This is a genomic window from Mesorhizobium sp. M1A.F.Ca.IN.022.07.1.1 (assembly GCF_003997575.1).
Taxonomy (GTDB): Bacteria; Pseudomonadota; Alphaproteobacteria; order Rhizobiales; family Rhizobiaceae; genus Mesorhizobium.
Map to the genome: position 1 here is coordinate 15885 of NZ_RZST01000006.1, position 24655 is coordinate 40539.

18 protein-coding genes and 2 pseudogenes are annotated in these 24655 nt (G+C 60.8%); 5 read left to right on the forward strand and 15 right to left on the reverse strand.

Annotated elements, in window-relative coordinates:
• Positions 1–202: 202 nt before the first annotated feature.
• The 7 genes from EOA75_RS02195 to EOA75_RS02225 all read right to left on the reverse strand — a co-directional run bounded on the left by EOA75_RS02195 (position 203) and on the right by EOA75_RS02225 (position 11385).
• Entirely contained in the window at positions 203–1699 is a 1497-nt protein-coding gene (locus tag EOA75_RS02195) for an efflux transporter outer membrane subunit (RefSeq protein ID WP_127323507.1), read from the reverse strand.
• Between the two features lie 12 nt (positions 1700–1711).
• Positions 1712–4861, reverse strand: coding sequence for an efflux RND transporter permease subunit (locus EOA75_RS02200; protein ID WP_127323508.1), 3150 nt, complete (start codon positions 4859–4861; stop codon positions 1712–1714).
• 8 nt (positions 4862–4869) lie between these two features.
• Positions 4870–6153, reverse strand: a complete 1284-nt coding sequence (locus EOA75_RS02205) for an efflux RND transporter periplasmic adaptor subunit (protein WP_127214168.1) — start codon at positions 6151–6153, stop codon at positions 4870–4872.
• Positions 6137–9286: an efflux RND transporter permease subunit gene (locus tag EOA75_RS02210; protein WP_127323509.1), complete on the reverse strand. Its 3150-nt coding sequence runs from the start codon at positions 9284–9286 to the stop codon at positions 6137–6139. The genes EOA75_RS02205 and EOA75_RS02210 overlap by 17 nt, the downstream gene beginning before the upstream one ends.
• The gene (locus tag EOA75_RS02215; protein ID WP_164747244.1) at positions 9283–10422 is read right to left on the reverse strand and encodes an efflux RND transporter periplasmic adaptor subunit; all 1140 of its coding nucleotides are present in this window, start codon (positions 10420–10422) and stop codon (positions 9283–9285) included. The genes EOA75_RS02210 and EOA75_RS02215 overlap by 4 nt, the downstream gene beginning before the upstream one ends.
• Positions 10415–10618 (reverse strand): hypothetical protein, encoded by a 204-nt coding sequence (locus EOA75_RS02220; RefSeq protein WP_245466542.1) that lies wholly within the window; start codon positions 10616–10618, stop codon positions 10415–10417. The genes EOA75_RS02215 and EOA75_RS02220 overlap by 8 nt, the downstream gene beginning before the upstream one ends.
• 77 nt (positions 10619–10695) lie before the next feature.
• Complete coding sequence (locus tag EOA75_RS02225; protein ID WP_127323511.1) at positions 10696–11385, reverse strand: hypothetical protein; 690 nt, start codon at positions 11383–11385, stop codon at positions 10696–10698.
• Positions 11386–11599: 214 nt separating this feature from the next.
• On the opposite strand from EOA75_RS02225, the gene EOA75_RS02230 reads away from it, so the two are divergent.
• From EOA75_RS02230 to EOA75_RS35540, 5 genes are all read left to right on the forward strand, one after another.
• Positions 11600–12325, forward strand: coding sequence for a response regulator (locus tag EOA75_RS02230; protein WP_127323512.1), 726 nt, complete (start codon positions 11600–11602; stop codon positions 12323–12325).
• Positions 12322–12804, forward strand: coding sequence for a hypothetical protein (locus EOA75_RS33870; protein WP_164747245.1), 483 nt, complete (start codon positions 12322–12324; stop codon positions 12802–12804). The genes EOA75_RS02230 and EOA75_RS33870 overlap by 4 nt, the downstream gene beginning before the upstream one ends.
• Positions 12805–13026: 222 nt before the next feature.
• Positions 13027–14079 carry a tyrosine-type recombinase/integrase gene (locus tag EOA75_RS02240; RefSeq protein WP_245466543.1) on the forward strand — a complete coding sequence of 351 codons (1053 nt, stop codon included), beginning with the start codon at positions 13027–13029 and terminating at the stop codon, positions 14077–14079.
• A gap of 1298 nt (positions 14080–15377) precedes the next feature.
• On the forward strand, positions 15378–15914 hold the full coding sequence (locus EOA75_RS02245; RefSeq protein ID WP_126043593.1) for a hypothetical protein: 537 nt from the start codon (positions 15378–15380) through the stop codon (positions 15912–15914).
• Positions 15915–16211: 297 nt separating this feature from the next.
• Positions 16212–16343, forward strand: coding sequence for a hypothetical protein (locus EOA75_RS35540; RefSeq protein WP_268929511.1), 132 nt, complete (start codon positions 16212–16214; stop codon positions 16341–16343).
• Positions 16344–16906: 563 nt separating this feature from the next.
• On the opposite strand, the gene EOA75_RS02250 is transcribed toward EOA75_RS35540, so the two are convergent.
• From EOA75_RS02250 to EOA75_RS02290, 8 genes and pseudogenes are all read right to left on the reverse strand, one after another.
• Positions 16907–18007, reverse strand: coding sequence for a DUF4238 domain-containing protein (locus EOA75_RS02250; RefSeq protein WP_091595756.1), 1101 nt, complete (start codon positions 18005–18007; stop codon positions 16907–16909).
• 411 nt (positions 18008–18418) lie between these two features.
• Positions 18419–18552, reverse strand: a pseudogene (locus EOA75_RS02260) (IS5/IS1182 family transposase); the annotation flags it as partial.
• A gap of 246 nt (positions 18553–18798) precedes the next feature.
• Entirely contained in the window at positions 18799–19560 is a 762-nt protein-coding gene (locus EOA75_RS02265) for a hypothetical protein (RefSeq protein ID WP_091595760.1), read from the reverse strand.
• Complete coding sequence (locus EOA75_RS02270; RefSeq protein WP_127323513.1) at positions 19535–19792, reverse strand: hypothetical protein; 258 nt, start codon at positions 19790–19792, stop codon at positions 19535–19537. The genes EOA75_RS02265 and EOA75_RS02270 overlap by 26 nt, the downstream gene beginning before the upstream one ends.
• Positions 19785–20717: a cupin-like domain-containing protein gene (locus tag EOA75_RS02275; RefSeq protein ID WP_127323514.1), complete on the reverse strand. Its 933-nt coding sequence runs from the start codon at positions 20715–20717 to the stop codon at positions 19785–19787. Before EOA75_RS02275 ends, EOA75_RS02270 begins: the two co-directional genes overlap by 8 nt.
• A 2-nt stretch (positions 20718–20719) precedes the next feature.
• Complete coding sequence (locus EOA75_RS02280; RefSeq protein WP_127323515.1) at positions 20720–21556, reverse strand: hypothetical protein; 837 nt, start codon at positions 21554–21556, stop codon at positions 20720–20722.
• A 650-nt stretch (positions 21557–22206) separates the two neighbouring features.
• Positions 22207–22767 (reverse strand): hypothetical protein, encoded by a 561-nt coding sequence (locus tag EOA75_RS02285; protein WP_091595768.1) that lies wholly within the window; start codon positions 22765–22767, stop codon positions 22207–22209.
• Positions 22768–23650: 883 nt separating this feature from the next.
• Positions 23651–23845: pseudogene (locus EOA75_RS02290) on the reverse strand (transposase); the annotation flags it as partial.
• Between the last annotated feature and the right edge of the window lie 810 nt (positions 23846–24655).

The window sequence follows — 24655 nt, forward strand, 5'->3', positions numbered from 1 at the left end:
CTTACCCAAAATGTCGGCGCAGGATGCTCCGAGAAGAAGACGGCACCCCATATCACCCATGAGAGCAGCATGATGTATAGTTGGCCTGAGAGGTGAAAACCGGGCCTGCCGCGAATGATTTCAAAATAGAGATGACCATGAGAGGATCATGACCAAAAATTGCCCAGGAACCTGCAGCACGTCGCCGCGAGGCAAATCTCTCTTATTCATTGCGTTGCGGCTCTGATGCCAACCGCGGGCCGGTTTTGACGTCGATGATTTCAGGTGTGGCGCTGTCGATCGCGCCATCCCAGCCGCCGCCGAGTGCCTTGTTGAGAGCGACATAGTCGGTGGCGATCGACACCCGGCTCTGCAGCAGCGAATCCTCCGCCGAGTAGGCTGAACGCTCGGCGTCCAGCACATCGAGGAGACTTGCCTCGCCAGCCTTGTAGAGCGTTCTTTCTAGCCGCGCGGCATCGCCATAGGACTTGGCCGAGGAGGCGAGCTTGCCGTTTCTGATGCGCTCCTGCGACAGCGAAACCGTGGCGTTCTCCACGTCTTCCAGCGCCGTGAGCACCGCGGCCTTGTAGGCGACGAAATACTGATCGCGCTGGGCACGGGCGACGTCGACAGCCGCCTGCAACTGGCCGCCATTGAACAACGGCACGCTGAGCGAGGGGCCGAAGGACCAGCCGATGGTGGAGTTCTTGCCGAGATCGCCGAGCTTGAGGGCGGTGGTGCTGATGTCGCCGGTCAGGCTGACGCTCGGATAGCGCGCCGCCTCGGCCTGGCCGATCTTCGCGGTGTATTGCGCATATTGCCGCTCGGCCATGCGCACGTCCGGACGGGTGAGCAGGATGTCGGCCGGAATACCGGTCGGGATCGGCAGGCGCGGCGCCGGGATCGGCTTTACGCGCCTCAAGCGCTCGGTGAGTGTCGCCGGCGGCCGCCCGGTCAGCACTGAAAGGCGATGCACGGCCTCGGCGTAGCTCGCTTCCAGCGTCGGAATCTCCGCTTCCGTGCTGCTTGCCTGCCCCATGGCCTTGGCGACATCTGCCGCCGTCGCGGTGCCGGCCAGGGCCATCGTGCGGGTAAGCTCGGCGGTCTGCCTTTGTGACGCAGCCGAGCGCCGGGCCAGCGCGACGCGCGTCTGATAGCCGCGTGCCTGGATATAGTTGGAGGCGACATCGCAGACCAAGGTCAGTAGGGTCGAGCGCAGGCTTTCCTCGGAAGCGTCCAAGCCGTAGCTGGCGGCCTCGATGCTGCGGCGGTTGGCGCCGAAGAGGTCGAGTTCCCAGCTGGCATCGAAGCCGGCCTGATATTCGCTATAGATGGCGTTCGAGCCCGAGGTGGTCGCGGCTGACTTGTTGCGGGTGGCTGAGGCCGAACCCTCGGCGGATGGTAGCAACTTGCCCACCGACTGGCGGTAGCTTGCCCGCGCCTCGCGGATCTTGGCCTTGGCGGTGGCGACATCGAGATTGCCGGCGACCGCCTCCTCGACGAGCGCGTTCAACTCGTGATCGCGCAGGCGCTGCCACCATTGCGACAGCTGCGCCGGCTTGGCCGATTTCACCGCCTTCTGCCCGCTCCAGCTCGTCGGCATTGCCAGAAGAGGCTTCTGGTAATCCGGACCGACGACGCATCCCGAGAGCAGGGCAGCGGCAAACGCGGGCAAAAGAAGCCCCTTCGCGGTCGCGAGACCGCGTTCAAAACCTGGCATGGAAAGAAACCTCTATTCTTGAGTGGCTGTGGCTGTAGCTGGGGTCCCGTCCGAATTCTCGTTGGCTGCCTTGCCCTTGAAGATGCGGCGCACCGTGACGAACAACAGCGGCACCAGAAAGACGCCGATCACGGTCGCCGCGATCATGCCGCCCATGACGCCGATGCCGACCGAGTTCTGCGCCCCCGACCCGGCGCCGCTGGCGATCGCCAAGGGGGTGACGCCGAGGATGAAGGCCAGCGATGTCATCAGGATCGGCCGCAGGCGTTGCCGCGCCGCTTCCAGCGTCGCTTCAACCAGTCCCATTCCGGCTGCCTGCCGCTCGATGGCGAACTCGACGATGAGGATGGCGTTCTTGGCGGCGAGACCGATCGTGGTGAGCAGGCCGACCTTGAAGTAGACGTCGTTGGTCTGGCCAAAGAGGGTGGCCGCCGCGAGCGCACCGAAGATGCCGATCGGCACCGACAGCATCACCGCGAAGGGGATCGACCAGCTTTCGTAAAGCGCGGCAAGGCACAGGAACACGACGAGCGCCGAAATCGCGTAGAGCGGCATCGCCTGGTTGCCGGAAAGCTTTTCCTGATGCGACAGCCCGGTCCATTCATGCGAATAGCCGGCGGGCAGTTGCGCGACCAGCCTGTCGATCTCGTCCATGGCAGCGCCCGAGCTCTGGCCGGTAGCCGCCGCGCCCTGGATCTCGACTGCGGCCGAACCGTTGTAACGTTCGAGGCGGGGCGATCCATAGGTCCAGTGGCTGGAGGCGAAGGCCGAGAACGGCACCATTGCGCTACTCGAGTTACGGACCTGCCATCTTTCCAGGTCGTGCGGCTGCATGCGGAACTCTGGAGCGGATTGCAGATAGACCGGCTTGACGCGGCCGCGATCGATAAAGTCGTTGACGTAGTCGCTGCCCCAGGCAGTCGAAAGCGTGTCGTTGATGTCGGCAAGGCCGATGCCCAGCGCGCTCGCCTTCTCCTGGTCGATATCGACCGAGAATTGCGGCTGATCCTCCTGGCCGTTGGGACGGGTGTTGGCGAGCAGCTTGCTCTTTGCGGCGAGACCCAGAAGCTGGTTGCGCGTCTGGGTCAGTGCATTATGGCCGGCGCCGTTGACGTCCTGCAGGTAGAAATCGAAGCCGTTGGTGTTGCCGAAACCCTGGATGGCGGGCGGGGCGAGCGCGAAGACCTGCGCGTCCCTGATCCTGGAGAAGGCGCCCATAGCGCGGCCTGCGACCGCCGATGCTGCCAGAGCCGGCGTTTTGCGCTGGTCGAAATCCTTCAACCGCACGAAGGCAATGCCGACATTCTGCCCGGCGCCGCCGAAGCTGAAGCCGGAAGCCGTGAACACGCCTTGGACCGCGTCTTTCTCTTCGCTGAGATAGTGGTCGGTCACCTGGGCGAGCACGCGCTCGGTTCGATCCTGCGTCGCGCCGGAGGGCAGCGAGGCGCTGGTGATCAGGATGCCCTGGTCCTCGTCCGGCAGGAACGAGCTCGGCAGGCGGGCGAACATCCAGCCCATGGCGATGACGATGGCCAGGAACACGGCGAGGAAGCGCCAGGAGCGGTTGATGATGCCATGCGAGCCTTCGCGATAGGCGATCGTGCCGCGGTCGAAGACGCGGTTGAACCAGCCGAACGGACCCCTTTGCGTCGCATGGTCCTTTGGCGCGCGCAGGATGGTGGCGCAGAGCGCCGGCGTCAGAACAAGTGCCACCAGCACCGAAAGCACCATGGCCGAGACGATGGTGACGGAGAATTGCCGGTAGATGATGCCGGTGGAGCCGCCGAAGAAGGCCATCGGCACGAACACGGCCGACAGCACGGTCGCGATGCCGATCAGCGCGCCGGTGATCTCGTTCATCGATTTGCGCGTCGCTTCTTTCGGCGGCAGGCCTTCTTCCTGCATCACGCGCTCGACATTCTCGACCACGACGATGGCGTCGTCGACGAGCAGGCCGATGGCCAAAACCATGGCGAACATGGTGAGCGTGTTGATCGAATAGCCGAAGAAGGAGAGCACGCCGAATGTGCCGAGCAGCACCACCGGCACGGCGATCGTCGGAATGATGGTAGCGCGCAGGTTCTGCAGGAAAAGCAGCATCACCAAAAACACCAGCACGATCGCTTCGGCGAGCGTCTTCACCACTTCCTCGATCGAAAGCCGCACGAAGGGTGAAGTGTCATACGGGTAGACGACCTCGACGCCTTGCGGGAAGGTCGAGCTCAGGCGGTTGATGGTCGCGCGCACTGCTTCTGCGGTGTTGAGGGCATTGGCGCCGGTCGCCAGGCTGACGGCGAGGCCCGCGGCCGGCTTGCCGTTGTAGTGGGCTTGAGTGGTGTAGCTTTCGGCGCCGATCTCGACCTTGGCGACATCGTTCAGCCTGACCAGCGAGCCGTCGGTGTTGCTTTTCAGAATGATGTTGCGGAACTGCTCAGCGGTTTGCAGCCGGCTCCTGGCCGTCACCGTGGCGTTGAGCTGCTGTCCCTTGAGTGCCGGCAAAGCGCCAAGCTGTCCTGCCGAAATCTGGGTGTTCTGCGCCTCGATCGCCGATGACACGTCGCTCGGCATCAGCGCATATTTGGAGAGCTTGTCGGGATCGAGCCAGATGCGCATGGCATAGCCGGAGCCGAAGAGCTGCGTCGAGCCGACGCCTTCGACGCGCTTCAGCGTGTCGTTGACGGTTGAGTCGACATAGTCCGCGAGGTCGGTCGAGTTCATCTTGCCGTCGCTGGAGACGAAGCCGATGACCATCAGGAAGCCGGTCGAGGATTTGGAGACGGTGATTCCATTATTCTGGACGACCTGCGGCAGCTGCGACTGCACGAGCTGCAGCTTGTTCTGGGTTTGCACCTGGGCGGTGTCCGCGTTGGCGCCGCTGGTGAAGGTCAGCGTGAGCGAGGCCGAACCCGTCGAGGTCGATGTCGCGGTCATGTAGTCGAGATTGTCGATGCCGGTCATGCCCTGTTCGATGACCTTGGTCACCGAGTTCTCGACGGTCTGGGCGTCGGCGCCAGGGTAGGTGGCGCTGATGTTGACGGTGGTCGGCGCGATCTGCGGGTATTGCGAGATCGGCAGCGATCGGAGCGCCAGCAGGCCGCCCAGCATGATCACGATGGCGATCACCCAGGCAAAGATCGGCCGGTTAATGAAGAAGCCGGACATGATTTGCCTCAGTTGCTGCTTGAGGCGCCTTGCGCCGGTTTCTGTCCGCTATCGGCTGCTTGCACGGGAGCGGGCGCGGCCGAGGACTGATGCTCCTTGACCTCGCCGGTCGTCGGATCGATCGTCACTTCGACCGGCGTCGCCTCCGCTCCGGCCTTCACGAGTTGCGTGCCTTCGACGATGATACGCTCGCCGTCACTGATACCCTGATCCACCAGCCAGTCGTTGCCGACGCTGTTGCGCACACTGAGAATGCGTTGTTCAACTTTGCCGTCGGCATTAACGACCATGGCAGTTGGCTCGCCCTTGGTATTGCGGGTGACGCCGCGCTGCGGCACCAGATAGCTGTTCGGTGCCACCGCAGCCTCGACGATTGCGCGCACATACATGCCTGGCAGCAGCAGTCGGTCGGGATTGGGGAACTGGGCCCTCAGCGCGAACGTGCCAGTGGTCTCGCTGACATTGGCCTCGGCGAATTCCATCTTGCCGGTCTGCGAATAGATGGTGCCGTTCTCGAGCTTCAGCTTCACGCTGACACCTTCGCCGTTGAACTTCAGCCGCCCCTCGGCGATTGCCTGGCGCAGGTTGAGCAGGTTGGTGCTCGATTCCGTGACGTCGATGTTGATCGGATCAAGCGTGCGTATGGTGGTGAGGGCATCTGTCTGGTTTGCCGTCACAAGGGCTCCAGGCGTCAGCGAGGACTTGTCGACGCGTCCGGCGATGGGCGCGATGATCTTCGTGTAGGCCAAATTGATGCGCGCAGTCTCGACGCTTGCTTTGGCTGACGCAACTTCGGCCTTGGCCTGCGCCAGCGAGGCGGCGGCGTCATCATAATCCTGCTTGCTCACCGCATTCTGACTGATCAATCCGGCATAGCGGTCGAACTTCGCCTGCGCGCTCGGCACCGCTGCTTCGGCTTTCTGCTCGGTGGCGATCGCGCTGTCATAGGAGGCCTGGTAGCTCGCCGGATCGATCTGGTACAGCTCATCACCCTTGGCAACCTCGCTGCCCTCCTTGAACAGGCGCGACTGGATGATGCCGTCGACCTGGGGGCGCACCTCCGCAACGAGGGAGGCGACCGTGCGTCCCGGCAACTCAGCGGTGATCGCGACCGATTGCGGATGCACTGTGACGACTCCGACCTGCGGCCGGGCCGGTGCCCCGCCGGGAGGCGCGCTGGTCGCGCTTTGCTGAGTACAGCCTGCCAGAACCATGACGGCGCAGAACAGCCCCGTCGGGGGCACAAGGGATAAACGTGCGCCAGGCGCATATCGACTAGGTTGAATAGGCATTGTCCGGATGATTTTTCCCTGAGGTTGCTGTTTCAGTCGAGGTTTCAGCATCAGGTCTTTCGACCAACAGCTTGCCGAGATGCCGGGCAAGGAACCGCTGGATGTCGTCCATGAAGGTATAAACGACCGGTACGTAGACGAGGCTGAGCACAGTCGAGGAGATGAGCCCGCCGATGACGGCGATCGCCATCGGCGACCGCGTCTCCGCGTCGGCGCCGATGCCGAGCGCGATCGGCAGCATGCCGGCGCCCATCGCGATCGATGTCATGACGATGGGCCGGGCTCGCTTGCGGGCAGCGTCGAGCAGTGCCTCGAAGCGGCTCATGCCGCGTTCCTTCTCGGCGACCAGAGCATATTCGACGAGCAGGATCGAGTTCTTGGCCGCGATGCCCATCAGCATCAGTATGCCGATCAACGGTGAGATGCCGAGCGCCTTGCCGGTAATGAGCAGGAAACCAAGCGCGCCGCTGACCGACAGCGGCAAGGCGACCAGGATGGTCACCGGCTGCATAAAGCTGCGGAAGAGCAGCACCAACGTCAGGTACATCAGGATGATGCCGGCGGCGATTGCGGTGGCGAAACCAGAAAACAGTTCCTGCATGCGCTGGGCATCGCCGCGCGCCAGCTCATGCACGCCCTGCGGCAGGCTCTTCATGACCGGCAGCGCGCGAATGGCGGTCGTCGCCTGGCCGAGCGTCAGGCCGGAAAGATCCGCCTCGACCGTGGCGCTGCGGCTGCGGTCGACACGCGTGATGCTGTTCGGCCCGGCATTGAAGCCGATATCGGCGACGGCGCCGAGCGGTACCGTGCCCTTGCTGCCGGTCAGGGGCAGGATGCCAAGCTTCGCCGGGTCGTCGATGGCGCCGTCGGGCAAGGTGACGATGATCGAGACCTGACGGTCGCCGAGATTGAATTTCGCCAGGCTGGTGTCGGTGTCGCCGATGGTGGCGATCTTGACCGTCGCGGCGATCTCGGTCGGCGTGACGCCGAGCTCGGCCGCCTTGGCGCTGTCGGGCCGCACGATCAGCTCAGGCTTGGTGGTGGCCGCGGTCGACGTCGGATTGATCAGCCCGGGAACCGATTTCATCCCGCCAATCAGCGCATCACTCGCCCTCTCGAGGGCCGCGCCATCGTCCCCGACCAGCGTGATCGACACCTTGGCGCCGGCGAAGCCGTCGGCGCCGAACTGGAGGCGGGCGCCTGGGATGTCGTTGAGCTTCGGCGAAGCCTCGGCCTCGAACTGCTGCTGGCTCATCGTCCGCTCGGCGCGCGGTTTGAGGTTGACCGTGACGGTCGCGGTCCGCACTTCGGCCGAGCTTGAGCTTTGGTTGGGTCCGCCACCCGACGAGGCGGCCGTGCCGATCGTGGCAAACAAGCTGTCGACGGCCGGCTCCTTCTCCAGTCGTTTGGTGATCTCCTGCACCACCGCCGTGGTCTGCTCGATGGTCGAGCCGGGCTGCAGCTCGACCGAGATCATCGAGCGGCCGCGATCTGTCGCTGCCATGAATTCGGTCGGGAGATGCGTCGCCAGCATCATCGAGCCGGCGAAGAAGGCGATGCCGGCAACAAGCGTGATCCAGCGGTAATCGAGCGCCTTGCGCAGCAGCCAAAGATAGGTCGGCACCCAGGCAGGCGTGTCGTTCTCGTCATGACCGCCAGCGCGCACCAGATAGGCCCCCATCAGCGGGGTGAGCATGCGCGCCACCAAGAGCGAGAACAGCACCGAGACGCAGACGGCGACGGCGAAGGAGAAGAAGAATTTGCCGGGAATGCCGGGCATGAAGGCCACGGGGAGGAACACGGCGACGATTGTGGCGGTGGTCGCCACCACGGCGAGGCCGATCTCGTCGGCCGCTTCGATTGCCGCCTGGTAGGCGCTCATGCCAGTCTGGCGCATATGGCGCACGATGTTTTCGATCTCGACGATAGCATCGTCGACAAGGATGCCGACGACCAGCGACAGCGCCAGCAGCGTGATGTTGTTGAGCGAGATGTTGAAGGCCGCCATCACCGCGAAGGTCGGGATCAGGGACAGCGGCATCGCCACCGCCGACACCAGCGTCGCCCTGATATCGCGCAGGAACAGCCAGACCACGCCGATGGCGAGCAGGGCCCCGAGCCACAAGGCTTCGAAGGCGGCGTCGTAGCTTTCCTGGACGAAGCCGGACGAGGAGGTGACTTCGGTGAACTTTGCCGTCGTGGTCTTGGCGCCCATGTCGGCGATCGCGTCGCGAACGGCCTTGACCACGTCGATCTCGCTCGAGCCGACCGACCTGTAGACATTGAAGGCGACGACCTGCCTGCCGTCGAGATAGGCCGACTGGCGCGGCTTTTCCCAGCTGTCGACGACGGTGCCGAGGCCGGAAAGCTTGACATCCCCGGCACCGCTCAGCGCGATGCGGGTGTCGGCCAGCGCTTCGACGGTCGCGGCGCTGGCCAGCGTGCGCACCGACTGCTCCTGGCCGCCGATATTGGCGCGGCCGCCGGGCTGGTTGACGTTGTTGGAGGCCAGCGACTGGCTGACATCGCCGGCGCTGATGCCGAGAGCGGCGAGCCGGTCGGGGTCGAGCTCGACGCGGATGACGCGGTCGACGCCGCCGGAACGGGTGATCTTGGAGACGCCGTCGACGCCGAGCAGGACCTTGGCGACGTCGTTGTCGATATACCAGCTCAGAGCGTCGGGCGACATGGTCGGCGCCTCGACGACGAAGGTCAGCACCGAATTGCCGGTTGCGTTGACCTTCGCCACGACCGGCGTCTGGGCCGCGGCCGGCAGGCTGGACTGCACGCCCGAGACGGCGTTGCGGACATCGTTGGTGGCGGACTCGGGATCCGTGCCGAGCGTGAATTCGACGGTGGTGACGGACGAGCCCTCGCTGATCGAGGTCGAGACGTCGTCGACGCCTTCGAGGGTCGCGACAGCGTTCTCAATGACGCGCGCCACCTGGACTTCCATTTCGCTCGGTGCCGCGCCCGGCTCCGCTACCGTGACGGTGACGGTCGGCAAGTCGATGTCGGGCATATTGTTGGTGCGCAGTTGCACGAAGCCGTAGACGCCGGCAACGCTGAGCGACAGGAACAGCACGATGGTCGGAACCGGATTGCGGATCGACCAGGAGGAGATGGCGTTCATTGCGCCGGCTCCGCCGTGCTCGCGGCATCGGCCGCCTTCGTCTCGTCGGCGGCGACACGCACGAGGTTGCCGTCGTTGAGGAAGCCGGCGCCGGCGACAACGACGGAAACGCTTTCCGACAAGCCGCTTTCGATGGCGACGCGGCCGTTCTGGCGCGTGCCGGTTGCAACGGGATGCGCGCTGACCTTGCCTTGATCGTCGACGACGAACACGGCCGGCTTGCCGCCATGCCAGACCAACGCCGTCTCCGCGACAGTCAGTTGCCGGGACGCAGCCGTCTCGATCGTGACGCGGGCGAACATGCCGGGCTTAAGGCCCGAGCCGTCGCTGACGGCGACATAGACGGTGCCGAGCCGGGTGGTCGAGTTGACCGTCTCGGCTATCTGGGAAACGCTGCCGGAAAAGGCGCGGCCGGATGCATCGACGATGTTCGCCGGCTGACCGGCCGAGATTGCCGCGAGATCCTTTTCAGGGACAAGCACGCCGACCTCCAGCCTGCCTTCGCGGACGATCTTCATCAGCTCGGTGCCGGCCTGGACGATGGAACCCGTCACGGCCGGCTTACTGGAGACGATGCCGTCGAATGGCGCGCGGATGATCGTCCTGTCGAGTTGGGCCTGTAGCCGCTCGGCCGCGGCTTGGGCCTGATCGACGCCGGCCTTGCCGGTCTTGACGGCGGTCGCCTTGTCCTCGGCGGTTTCAGCGCTGACGGCGTTGCTGGCGAGCAGCTTGTTGGCTCGCGCGGCGGCCGACAGCGCCGAGTCGAGCGTGGCCTGAGCTTGCTCGACGGCTGCCTTCTGCTCGGCGAGCTGCGCCTTGAGGAGCAAGTCGTCCAACCGCGCGACGACATCGCCGGCTTTCACATGATCGCCCTCGGCCACCAGAACCTCGGTCAGGCGCAGGCCGCTCTCTTCCGCGCCGATTGTCGCTTCCTGCCAAGCAGCCACCGTGCCGGTCGCGCTGACCGAGGATGTCACCGTCTGGGGGACCACCTTCTCCACCGAAACCGCGAGTGTCGCCGCCGATACGGGCGTCTGCGCCACCGGTTCGGGCGAGGCGCGGCCATAGGCTTTGAGCGCGGCGACAGCGGCCACCACGACAAGCAAAGCCAGCAGAAGAAGATATCGTTTACGCAATTCTACGGTCATCGTTTTTGACGTTGGGCGAGGCGATTAGGAGTGACAGGCGATAAGCGGCGAAGCTCAGCCGAATCGCTCCCGTCAGCGCCTGGTTCGACAGGATCCGCTGGCTGGCATTAGCGCCGGGACGGATCGTCAGGGGCGAGCCCAGGGAGGCAAGCAGCCGCAGCATCATCAGGGCTTCCCAGATCATAGATGCGTTCCATGCTTCGCAAAAAATACCGGCCGGCCCTTGAACGGGTGGGTCAGGGGGCCGGCCGGCGCAGCCGGTCAGAGTTGCTCGCCGCTCCGGGGTAGCGGTGGAGGCAGCTGTCCGCCGCGACCAGGCAGACCTCCGGGGCCGGCTGCATCCGGCGGATCACCCCATGGACCGGGGGGCGGGCCGTGCGGCCGATCCGCCGAAGCGAGGATTTCGAGCTGTTCGGGCGTCAGCTTGGTGCGCAGCACGGCGATCGCATCCTTCAGCTTGGCGGCCGAAGCCGCGCGTTTTGTGACCTCGTCGGCCAGGCGCTCCTGGAAGGCGAAGGGATCGCGTTGCGCCTGGCCGGGGCCGCCGGGGGAGCCCGGCCCGCCTGCCTCGGGGCCGCCGGGAGCGCCGGGGCCACGGTCGAACTGCGGAGGCGCCAACACCGCCTGCAGCGCGCTGGTATAGTCGCGCCAGGCATCGAGCTGCTCAGACCGGATGCCGATGCGGGTCTCGAGCGCCGAAAGCCGGGCGGCAAGCATTTCCGGCGGCGGCGGTCCCATGCTGCGGAAGCCGAAGCCTTCCGGCCCTTGCGGCCCGTGCCGCATCGGCCCAGGCGGCCGAGGCCAGGGCATCGGCCCCGGGCCCGTGTCGTCCTTCTGATTGATGGCCGGCGGCTCGCCGCCCGGTGCGGCGCCGGGATCGGGCTGAGCGGCCAGCACGGGATGGATGGCCGCGACCGAAAACAGGCCGAGCGCCAAGAGTTTGCTGCGCATGACATGATCCTTTCCTGCGTGCTTCGGGTGGTATTAGGATAGGAGGCATCCTTTGCCGCTTTGCTTCCGAATGTTGCAGAAGATTTCCAGAAAACGGAAAATTGTTTCCCAATGTTTCTAAAGGCCGATTGGAAACATTCGATTGCAATTTTTATCCCCGTTAGCTGTGGCTCTTCCTATAATCCGCGTGACGCAAGTAACGGCAGGGTAAGCGATGCAGACACAACCCCATATCCTTGTCGTCGACGACGATCGTGAAATCAGGATACTTCTCAGACGTTATCTCGAGGAACAGGGTTTCCGTGTTTCAATGGCGGCGGATCGACGGGAATGCGAGCAGGAAATTGCCGCCGACCAGTTCGACCTGATCATCCTCGACGTCATGCTTCCGGACGGTTCAGGGCTCGATATCTGCCGCGCCTTGCGAGACAGCAAACCGCATGTTCCGGTCATCCTGCTCACAGCGCTGAAGGAGGATGTCGACCGCATTATCGGCTTGGAGCTCGGCGCCGACGACTATCTTGGCAAGCCGTTCAATCCACGCGAACTCGCCGCCCGCATCCGGGCAGTGCTGAGGCGCTCGGCGCCGGAGGAAGCTGCCCCGCCTCGTGTTCGCATCTACCACTTCGCCGGCTATCGGCTGGAACCGGACACTCGCAAGGTGACAAATGCTGCAGACGCGGTCGTCGATCTGACCGGTGCCGAGTTTGACCTCCTTAAAGTTTTCGTCGAAAGGCCGGGCCGCGTCTTGTCCCGCGACCAGCTTCTTGATCTGACGCAGGGGCGCGAGCGCGAGCCGCTCGACCGTTCCGTCGACGTGCTGATGAGCCGGCTCAGGCGCAAGCTCGGCGAAGACGCCGCAGCGCCTTTTTTCAAGACGGTACGCAATGGCGGTTATCAATTGGCCGTCCGCGTCGAGACGCTGGATGCCCGGCCATGACCTCGCTCCGGGCGCGGATTGCGCTGCTTCTCGTGGCTGCGATCGTGGGCGTTGTGGCGCTTGCGACGCTTGCGGCCGTCAGTGCGATGCGGGCACCCAACCTCGAAACGACGATAGAACCGGTCGCGCGCCAGATTAGGCTTCTGGCGCAATCGTTTCCAGGCCGCGCTCCGCAGTCAGATGACATCAAGCTTGACCTCTCAAATCGGCCGGCGAAGGGGGAAGACGACGAACGCGCCACATATGTTCTCGAGAGAGCGCTCGAAAACAGCGGCGCGCCGCTTCCCGCTGCTGTCGTGCGGGTCGCGGGCAAGCCAGGCATGGTCGCCCCGGTGCAATTGCCGGACGGCCGCTGGATGACAGTCGATATTCCGGACTTCTCGCCGCCGGAAGACCGTTGGCTGGTCCTTGCCGGCTGGATCACGTTGATCGTGCTCTGGGTGCCGCGGCCGTTTCGTTCTACACCGCGACAGTGCTGACTAGGCCCCTGGTGATGCTGGAAGCTGCGGCAGCACGCATTGGGCCGGACGGCATCCTCGCACCTCTGCCCGAAGAAGGCTCCGGCGAGGTGCGCGCCACCGCACGTGCATTGAACCAGCTTTCGAGCCGGCTTAAATCAGCCATGGAAAGTCGTATGCACCTCGTCGCTGCGGCGGGCCATGATCTGAGAACACCTATGACGCGCATGCGGCTGACTCCGGGTGGTCGCAGATCACCCGCTCATCTGGCGGGATGTAGCGGTAAAAAACCTTCGACGTATCCATATTGAAGAGCTTCTTGGCCGCTTCATCGCCACCCCACATAAGGCCAAGCACCTTTTGGTGGGCATACGCAAGCTGGTCTATGTCGCGCTGCGGCAAGACTGGATCGAAATCGATCCCACAGCAGCGGTCGAGTGGCGGCCCGCCTATGCCGGTTGGAAAGCCTGGTCGCGGGAAGCGATGGCGCAATTCGAAAAGCGTTGGCAGCTCGGCACGGCGGCACGCACCTGTTACGGCTTGGCGCTTTGGCTCGGCAATCGCCGCGGCGACGTCGCGGGCCTGCGCTGGGATCAGAGGGTCACCCGCCGAGTCTTCATCGACGGTGTCGAGCGTCACTTCGACGGATTTGATATCGTTCAAGCCAAGAACAAGGGACGCACAGGTGGCAAACGGCTTTTTGTGCCGATCACGCCGATGCTGTCCGAGATCCTGGATGCGGCCGACCGGCGCGGCGAGACCGTCCTGGTCAACGGCTACGGTGAGCCGTTCTCCGCCAAGTCGCTGACTGGAATGATGACGCATTGGTGCAAGCTTGCTGGTCTGCCGAAGGGGCTGACCCTGCATGGACTAAGGAAGTCGCTTGGCGTCTATCTGGCCGAGGCGGAGGCTTCGACCAGGCAGCTCATGGATGTGCTCGGTCACGACGACATCGATCATGCCGAGCTCTATTCGCGCGAGGCTTCGCAGGTACGGCTGGCAGTCCAGGGGATGGACAGAGTCGTGCGTCTGGTGACGCGCAGGCCGATGCTTGGCGAACCTATTGGCGAACCTCGTGGCGAACCACCCTATAAAGCATTGATAAATAACGATAATGGTGGGCCCGGAGGATGTGCCGGGACCGTTGATTTCATTGGCTTTCTCGTGGGCCAAAATCAGAAATCTTCCCGTATCGCTCCGTATGGTTCCGCGCCTAAGCAAAGGACGCTGCACAAGATGGGGCTTCATGCAGGTCTGAGCCCCCGACCACTGTGGCGAGCGAGCAATCTTGGGTGAGATGAGCAATGCTGGCCGCAAGCTCCATAGGTCCACCTAGGTGTTCAAGCACCTGGCGGGCAAGCGACTCCGACTCCTCCTTGGAAAGAGGCGGTACGTCGATGACGCTCAGACGGTCTCCAGAAAAGGAATAGCTGCTTGCCTGGGCCCGGATATGCTCAACTCCATATCGTCGGAAGACAATGAGCAATTTTACACGACCCACGTTGGCCGCGGCGTAATTGAACAATGGCTGGAGACTTGTCGCTGTCATGAGCATCATCGACGACGAGGAGCAGGTCACCGGAACCAAGCTCTTCTAGAGACACCTTGGTGATCTCCATTGTCGGTGAGACAAGCCTGATCCTAGTCGCAGACTGATCGGCGGCGATTTGGTCCAGAATGGCTTGGAGCTCGAGATTTGCCGCCGCCGCCAGACCCCGTTACCAGCGTCACGCCAACGTCCGGATTCTTGTGTGCTTCCAAGGCTTCAGCAAGGGGAGCTTCTCTGCCGACCAGCTGCCAAGTATGGGTGAACAAGGTTTCCTTGCGTGCGAGAGCCGCAAAGAATTCCTGAGCCGTTTCCCACGGACTTGTGGGAGAGACGCCGAGAAGGCTATTGTCGATGTAGTTATCAGCATCCCAAAGGCTTCGGGTCGTTCCTAATATTCGGTTCAATCCGCTCAATGACGGGCTCGAACGCGGCATTAGCGACTTCGATGAGCACAGATCGATCAGCCCCGGCGACTGGCAGGGACGCAATGATGGCATTGGGATCCATGAGAGGATGATCCTTTTGGAGTGGCGTTTGGGACATCAGCCTGCGGTCGCCATGCCGACGGTGGTTCTTAGTGTGGTGGCCAATCGAGCCCAGGCGCTACCCTATGCTTACATGCGCACAGGCAGGATACGTGAGAATTTCGCAGATGCGGTCCAAAGCAGATGGGGCAGCACCTGCGGGCAGTCCGTCATCCAGGTCCTGCAAGGTGGGAGCTGAGTTGCTTACCTCAGCAGTGCCGCTCGCCCGCGCTATGGCCGGCAGTTCTAAGCTTTAGAGGAATAATGCGGGGCCGTTTTCGGATGAAAACGCCGATTGCCAAACGCCGCACCGGCTGGAATTTTTCGCGCTCAGCCTCTCCGTAAGCCGTAAAAGCGCGGAAAATTACGTGTCGCTGAATTTTCCGCGCTTTTGGATTCACGAGCGGGAATTTTCCGCGCTTTTAAACTGATCGGAGCTATTTAAATCGCTTGAGAATCCATCCGTTGCTACAATATCAAAGAGCGCACGGGGCAGACCGACACCAACTGGAGGCAAAGCAATGGAAGAGATTCAGAAGCGCCGCGTCGGCCGCCCAATTGGCAGCGGCGTCAAGAACAACGATCAGGCCCTTGCCAAGGTCGCAAGTATCTTGCTGGATAATCCTTCCATGAAGGCGACTTCAGCCATGAGGCGGGTCCTCAATGATATGTCCAGCTCGCGGAGGGAGACAGACGTTACCTTGATCCGTCGATGGCAGGGGCGCTGGAAGCTGAACAGACAGAAATTCATGAACGAAGCGGCGGCAACGAGAGCTGCAAGGACGGCGAGAGCGCCCTCGCGCACGACGTCATCGATCTCCGACTCGGCTAGCGAGTACCTTATGCGGAAAGCCAAAGAGACGGCGAGTATGTACAATTTTTCGGAAGCATCTGCTCTCCAAAAGGCCGCGGCTGGATACCTCGATACGCCCCTCAGGAAAGAGGTACATGGTGTTTTAGACTCACTGGCGCTGAGGACGGCGCTGGGTCTTCACGAATCGTCCATTCAGCGAGAATTGCGGCGCATGACGGATTCCACTGTCATGGAACGATGCTGAAAGCCTTGGAGGAGCAGGATCGCTTCCTTGCCGAGCTGAAAAAATGGGGTTGAGGCTACAAAAACTGCCCAATAACGGCAATTGACGCCAAGGCAGCGCGCGACCGGTTCGCGAAGGACAGATTTCGGCCCCAGCCGGGACTGAAACGACGCATTTTGTAGGTATAATTTTCTAAGATGGCGCTTTTGCAATTGACGCCTGCAAGGGTGCCTCATGCTTGCGCCGTAAAACGCAACACGAGCGCAGACGGTTCAGTCTGTCGTTTGAACCTGGAATCTGGTGAAGGCAACCGAACCAATGGACAAGATCACAATCGACTTCTGGGGCTTTGCAATAACGGCCGAAGGGTTTTACGGCGTCTTGGCCGCGTCGGGGCTGGTGATGGCCATTGTCATTGTGTTGAAGGTCGGGAGGCGTCGGGGTACCTAAGGCTGCTTCTCGGCAAGACGGAGGGCATCGATGTGCGAAGCCAGTATGACATTGTTAAAGATTGGGCACTCCTATCCGACGACGAGGCGATGGAAGCCGAGATCGAAGGCACGGCAAGGACGCTACCACGTCGGTCGCCTAGTGTCCCTTGGAAGTGTCTGGCAATCGTGAAGATGCCGAATATCGATTCTGGTTCGATCTGTTTTTGAGACTTTCCAGAAAGGACGACGTCGGGTGGGCTTAGCCCGTAGGAGACTAACCTAACCAATCTGTCCCAGTTCGCATGGGACGCCACTCCCGCAAACGATAGCGGCTGCTCTTCGTGCTTCACACGCTAAGCTGTAAAGTCAAAGCCGACGCCGTACCTCCGTTCTATGACCCACTCGGGGACCAGCATCCCGCCATCGGCCAACGCGTTGCCTTTGCGATTGGCAAAAGGATTGGCGGAAAGGGCCATGAACGAGGATGACGACACCCTCTTCTTGGTCTTCGATGAAACCGAACAACCCGAAAACGCCGCCAGGTGAGAATGATGGCGAAGCGCCAGAATAGCATTGGTCTCCTTAGCCTCGAACCTTCCGCCAAGGCGGACTACCCCAAAGACTTGACGTCGCAGTCCTCCGACGGCGGAAGCCTGCGCCCGTATCGTTGGTGAAGACGAAACGATTGTTTCGAAACTTCAGGAACGAGGGCCACGTTGGCGGAACCGGCCTGACAGTTCTCACGTGGATAAGCACGTCGTCATGCTCCCGAGCGTCGGGGGCATCTACGACTGCGTAGTGAGTATGAGTTTCGGTTCTGCCGTCGGCTACCGCCATAACCACGTCAAACCGACTCGGGGGTCGCAGATGCGCAACTGAGATCGCTATAGCTTGCACATCATCCCCAGAGCTACGCTCGCCAAAGTACAGATTTGCCGCGCAGTTCAGTACCTGCTGGTGGTTGCACGCAAGAATGTCCGCCGTATTTGACACATCGATCCAGCCACCGACGTGCTCGGCTTGATAGACGTCGCCATCCAGGAGAACAGCCAACAGCGTTGGCGAAAGCGGCAGGAAGAGAAGCGCACCTGCGCTGGAGATTCCAAAAGATCTGTGCTGCGCATGCCTGTGCTGTTGATGCCAGCGGTTGGCGAGAGCAGCAGGGTCATCTGATGTGAGAAACGGCACCGAGGTAAGGTTGCGAACAACCCGCACCTTTAGATCGTCTACGACGCTCATCGTTTTGGCGTAGTGATGCATCGCCGAGATCACCGCACTTTTGACGGCCTCCTTGAAAGACGGTTGTTCGAAGTCCGCACCTTTGACTGACGTGGCAGCGAAAGCAAACTCCGCGGATCGACGCGCGGCGGCTTCTGTGCGGACATGCTGCAGGTAGGCGAAACGCCTGAGGATTGTGGCATGAAGATCCTTGATGACCGCACGTGGCTTGAGCAACGACGAAACGCAGTCGCCATAGTGTCCCTCGACGGTCTGGATTGCGGTTTCGAGCCTTGGGTCCTGCCCGTAGAAGTAATCCCTGGAACACTGATTCTTCACCGGGGCATCGAAGAATGATTGGTTGCGATCAAGGTTAAACAGGTGAATGGCTTTGCCTTCGGCACACACGCTGAAGGGCGATAGATGTACCCGGGGAACAAAGTGCTGGTTCTTGTTCTCCGCCATGCAATTGAGCGATCCGCCATTCCGGCACTGCCGTGGGGGCGCTCAAACACCCGCGCCAAGCCGTTGCTATCACACAGAGCTTCCAGCGGGAATGTACGTCTCAGGCCCGCCCTTCCTGGCACTCAATCGAAGAGACGTGACGAACGCCGTCGCAGGGTGGCGTTCGTTTCACGAAGCGTCAGACTTGGATGCGGCCGACGCGCTGTCCCGGGAGGACGGCTCCAAAGGAGACGGCGTGCAGGGCTGGCTTGTCCCCAACACGGGAGCGCAGCGAAGGAGCGGGCAGGAACGGGACAAGACGGCCGCGCCGGCTAGACCCGAGTAACCTTCCGATACCATGCCAAGGCGTCCGAAGGCCGGCGAAAAAGAATAGCGGTCGATCCTCGCTCAGGGCGAACCAGTAGTTCCGCTGAACATGAAGTCGGCGCGCGAGAAAGTGCCATCCGTGCGGTTTTATCGAACACGGGGATATGCTGCGCGATCTCCCGTTCCTTGACCAACCAGGCGAGGTTCGCTGCCGATCCGTAGGCGCTGTCGGCGGCCAGATGCGTCGGCTTCTGGGCCGCAAGCGGACTATTTGTTTTCGGGTTGGCCGGTCTAGAAACGGACTAACACGTCCAGCATAGCGCGGACCGCTTGGCGCCAACAGCCGTCCTGAGAACTGTCCGGTTGACTCCCCGCGGTTCGCAAGCGAATTTTCATCCAGGAGGTCGACAGATCTAACGGCGCGGGTCAACGGCGAAGGCGACCTGAATAAGAGCGTGCCTGCCAACACGATCCCCACGGAGCAATCACCGATCCCTAACTAGGGACGTCGCAAACCCTCCAGCCCTCTGGCTACCCAATTCGCGCTCTGTGTATGCGGTGAACTGTAGCAATCTCTGCCAAAAGAGTTCTTCAACCCGAGTCGAGGCAAATTCTTTGGACAGTTCTCCGATGCGTCTTGCAGTGTAGCGGATGTGGCTACACTCGTCGCCACTTAACTTGCATAGCGTTCGACCCAGCATGTCTAGGTTACGGTGCGGGCAATATGCCTCGAGCACGGGCTCCAACAACTTCTGGTGAATGCGGGTCCTCACCTCACCGAGGTTCACCTGAATCAAATAGTCGAGCACCCTCCAGGTTTCGAGGCTAGCGGCCTCGACCTGGCTGTGCTGCATGGGGGGAAACTGGGTCTCAACGGCCCCGCGCACATTATCTGGCAATGCGTCTGGAAATACCAGATCGGCGAGACGAAGGTACATTCGGCAATGACCTGCCTCATCCTCGACATGCTGGCTCAGATCGTCAACAAGCCCGGCACTTGTGCAAGCGTTGGCAATCTTCGCTAAGTCGCGGGAACCCTCGCCCTCTTTGATCGCATTCGAGACAAGCGACTGCAGCACCCATACCGGGTTCTCAATATGCGACCTAAAACTGTTGCCGTAGTCGGCGAGGAAGTATGGCGGCACGTGACGTGCAACAGCGTCGCCAAACAGCCGAAGGTAGTCGCGCGTTGCTATGTCGCCTTGTTCGTCAAGGGCAGTTTCAACAAAACGCGCGACGTAGTCCATTGTCATTTTTCAACTTCGAGCGGGCCATTGCAAGAGCGATAAAAGGGGCCATGCCGTCCTTGAAGGGTGAACTGCTGATACCGATTATCCCTGCGTTGATGGCAATGTTGTCGACCTTCAGGGTTGTCCCATCGACATAACCGGAAATGCGTATGCCTTTACCTCCAGCGAGGGACCTGAGGGCCTTAGCTTGATCTTCACTCAGTTCGAAGGAAAGCGGTGCTTCAGACATAGTCGAAAACTCCTTTGCCATAGAATTCACTGAACGCCGTTATAATTGCAAATCTTGCGATGGGAGACAATTGCAAAAGGACACGCTTCAAGGCAGAAGCGCCGCCAAACTCTTCAAGGTCAGCCAAGAATTTCCTAGTATCCGCCACAACGATTGCAGGACGCTCCCAACGCTCTTGCCCAACGCTGTAAATGATCTCTGCCAAGTGGTTATCGAACCACCAACGCGACACCGAAATGCTAACTGAGAGGGATTGGACGTAATGCCAGTAACTGGGAGGGATATGCAGGAGGTCGCATGGACCGACGATTGCATGACGTAACGACGGCACGCGTTGCCAGACATTGGGGTCCGTCGGCGAGGCATCGCAATGGTGCCCTCGCACTGTGGCGCCGTCCGTGAGCGCGAAGGTATCCCGTGGGTGGCAGACTGCAACATATTTCCACCCAAACAACTGAATGAAGTAATTATGGTTCGTGACGTAGTCGTTGTGGTTATCTTGATGAAAGGTTTGCACCGTTCCTGGCGGACCGATCCATATGTTGTCGAAGTATGCCGGCTCGCGTGATCGAGGTGAAACAGGCAATCGATGCGCGATGTCGACGAAGGACGCGTCACTCTGCCTGAGATAAAATTCAGTTGTGTCGAGACCAGCGAGATAATCGCCCAATCTCTGTTGCGCCCGGAGGTTCCGCCATCGTTCCTTATGCTCGAGCGTGACCAAGCGCGTCCCATGCCGTGCCGCGATACGCTGGGGTGTGAGGAGGGCAGCAAGTTCATCCAGAGCGGAAACGTCTCGCGACACCCAGGGAGTTTCCATCAGCTCTGCTGCGCACTTCATTCCGATGATGGGGATGCAACCTATTTCCCGAAATCTCACATCGGGACAAACGTATGACAAGTCTGGAGGAGCCGTCTGCAACATCCTCAGCCTCCAAGGGCAGCAACATATCCGCTTGGCAACTGGTCAGCATCGAACGCGGTCCAAGGGATATGATAGTGCACTCGGCTAAGATCCGACTGCCCATTTGCTTGCCATCGTTCCCGATGGGCTGCCAAGGTGCCGGCAAATTCGAGGCCCAGATCACCGAACACGACTATGTCGCGGCCGTGATAAAGCGCGCCCGAGCGGCGCTCGCTATCGATGAGACCGAAAGAGTAGTGTGTGAGGTCGAATGTACGCTCGACGCCTAGGTTCACAGCGCGGAAATTCGGTTCAGCGCCAAAAAGGTAGCTCCGGAATGCCAAAGAATCCAAAACAGGGTGACCAAAGCCTCGGCCCTTTTCAATATGCAAGAAGGACTTCGGTCGCGGATCAATAAGCTTTTCAAGCGGGATGTACCATGTGTCCTCATCTGCAATGGAACCGGTTGTAGGGACGGACACGGACATCCTAGCGCCGACCGTGAGTAGTCCTTTCTCGGTTGCTAGGAAGATCGTAAAGCAGTCCCCGCCACCCGGAATCGCTACAGGCATAGCGAGCATGCCTCCCGGCACCCGCAACGCCTCGCGAAGCAGTCGCGGGATGCCACGAAACGCAGAAGTGGCTATTATGACGTCGAAGAGACCCAGCTCGGGTAGTCGATCGACCCAATCACCTAATTGCACGCGCACACCAGAAGTGCCGATGAGGGCGCGCTGTGATTGATCGAAGAGGTCGGGAATAATCTCGCAACCAAATATCAGTGGGACGTCTCCTTCCCTGCCGGCTAGCAAGGAGAGTACTGACACCAGATAACCAGTTCCTGTTCCAATTTCGTATATGCGCTTCCCCCCTCAGATCGCCGAGTTCTCTGATTATCCACCTAAGAAACGTTCGATCCGATATTGCTGAGAGAGTTGTCCCATCTGCGTCTGAGAACGTTCGAATAGGACCATCAAAACGCTCATGCCCCCTCGGGGCAAATCGCGCTATGTCCACCCCCGCGAAAGCGGCGTTGATGTCAGTATCGCCCATGGCACTAGGTTTAGCTAATTGATCTTACCTTAAGCTAATAGAGAGCGTCAGTTCGCACCGCGATGCAAGCACTTTTGCCAATACTAGTCTCCAGCTATCCATTTCAGTTGAACCCACATTCCATGCCTGTTCATGGCGCGACCGCGACGGCGCGCGTTGTCAACCGAAATGTCTGCTTCCGGGCAGAGGTAAAGTTCGCCTCTATGGCCGACACGAGGCGCAAAAGCTGCCAGGCGGCGTTGGGCCGTTGCAGGTTGGCAGTTTTAAGGCACAAATAGTCGGAAACGAACGTTGAGGCACCCCGCTAGGCATAGTCGTGACCTGACCCAAAGCTACCGTTTCGGCCAACACGGAAAAGCCCTCCAAAAGGGCCTCGCACTCAGTTCGCCATAGGCCGATTGCAGTGCGACGAATAGATCGCTTGCTGCGCTCAAACCCGGCTACAGCGAGAAATTCGCTACTGGTGCGGCATCGTGATGCCGGCCGCGGTCGGCGGCAGCGTGGTCGGTGCCTGCCAATTAACGTCGACTTTGCCCGACGCGGTCAGCCCTTGCGGGAGAAAGGCGGCCTGATCGAGCCTAACGACAAGGACGTAGTCACGGCGCTGTCCTGTCGGTGTGATCTGGATCGACCCCTTCTGTCCCAGCGTTGTAGGGATCTTGCCCTTGGTCAGTTCCAACTTGAACCACAGGGGGACCGTACCTGAAAACACCGGCGTGACGACATGGGCGAGCATGTAGATCGGCTGCGTGAGCCGCACATGGTAGGTTGTGCTGTCGCCATTGGGCGTATCAAGCGATGTCGACCCCGTCGCCGACTTCGCGCCCAAGGTAACCAGCGCGCCGCCGATTGGAATGGTGCCGCTTATCTTGCAGAACTCTACTTTGCCGCCGACCACTAAGCCGGCAAGGCCAAGTGTATTTTGAATGCGAAAAGCGAGGCCGTCATTCTCATTCCAGCTGTGATCGATATGATCGACGTGGAGCGCGCCGTAGAAAGCTTCGTTGAATGCCGGCACAACCTCGAAACCAATGCGACCTGGAAGCGGCCAAGGGCAATCGGTCCAAGTTCGAGCGATATAGCCCGAGTAGCCGTACGATTGATCGTCATCGTGCGATCGTTAAATCCAAGATTGTTGAATGCCTCGATCGTGTCTTCGATTGGCCTTCCGTGACGTCGAACTGGACATCCTGGCCTGCGCGCCCGCGGTACGGTGCCGCCATTCTTGAAGTGACCAGTGTAGCGCTCGCGGGGAAATAGGAAGCCATCGCTGCCGATTTAGTATTTCTGAAGGTCGGATTATAGTCTTTGCAGGCCATCTCGCTCAGAATAATTCGCGGCGGAGGGCACGTAGCAAAGATGGGTTCGCAAGCTCGATCAACGGCATCTTCTCTGTCGAAACGCCAACAGTGACGCGCAGTAGAACCGCGAAGGCGTGACGAACGAGATCGAGAGAGTGATCGTCGGCCCAATAGTCGCTGGACGGTCTCTTGCGCGTTCTCGCCCAAGTTGGTGGCACGCCATGAGCGATGTCATTCCTGATCGCAAATGCAAGACTGGCCGCATTGGACCATGTCTGAAGAAGGGTGCGCTCGTCTCCCGCTGGCAGCGGTTGACGCGAATGTTTCAAGCATCCCGATCAAATCAGAGATCATCTTCGCGTCGGTCTCGGGTCGAATGCCCTTTGGATTGACGCCCTTGAGCTTCCACAACGCCGCTCCAGGTGATGTTCGATGCTGGCGGCGAAGATGATGATCGGCGCAATGCGCTGGCCAACCAGCGGCTTCAACCCAAGCCGCTCTTCGAGGGTATCGGCCCTTCCATAGGTCATTCGCGATCTCGCGACACCTTGCCCGGACGGGGCGGACCATACATTTTTGCGGCAGCATCCTTCAAGATCCATTGTCGAGCATCCGCTCCGCCGGCAGCTTCTTGAGCCGCGCGTTCTCGTCCTCCAGCGCCGTCAGGGGACGGGCGTCGGACAATTCCATCCCGCCAAACTTCGCCTTGAACTTATAGAAGGTCGCTGCCGAAATGCCGTGCTTGCGGCAAAAGTCCGCCGTATTCGCACCGAGAATGTCTCGGGGCTTGAAGATCGATCAATCGAACCAACGTTGTGGATAGGTGGCAGAGCGGTCGATTGCGCATCCCTGATAAGGAGGTGGACCTTCATCGGTCTCGTGGGTTCGAACCCCGCCCTGAATTAGAAAAGCCCGCTCCTGGATTCAGTCGAGCGGGCCCTTAAAGGCTATTTTGTTTTCGGCTATGGTCCGCGGGTCACTTCGATGTCGACCGTCCGGATGGGCCCATTTCCCTTGCGTTTTGGCCCTTCGACATTCTGCTGTTTGAAGACATTGGAAACATCATTTCCGTTTGACCCTCAACCCGCTTGCGGCCAAGCTTTTGTGGCGAAACAGCCGGCTGTCTTCCTACTTCCGGAAGATCTATCATCCCCCAGGCGTTCGACGGGCGTCTTCTAAATCTGGACTTTAGGAACTTGCTTTGAGCGCGGGCCGACCTCACCCTCGGATGCAGCCTCTCTCAGCATCGGTGCCGTTGGTGGATCAAGGCAAACCAAAACGCCAATCTCTGCGCTCTCCAGTTTGTGGATGGCGTCGACGCCAACGTGCAGTCCACCTTTTCGGACACAACCAGTTCGCCGGAAACCAAACTCCTTGGCGCTCTTCTGAATGAGGCCAAAACTGCTTCATGTCTGTCAAACCGGCGCTATTTCTTTTTTTTCACCCTTTGCGTAAGAGCGGATCCCGCGACCGATTTGACTGCCTTTGAGGAGCTGTTAGAACGAAGCAACTTGGATGCCGTCGAAGCAACTTTCTTGCTCGTAGTCTCATTGGGTTTCTTCGCCATTGGTTTTCCCCGCGCGGTTGAGTCGGAGTAATACGCAT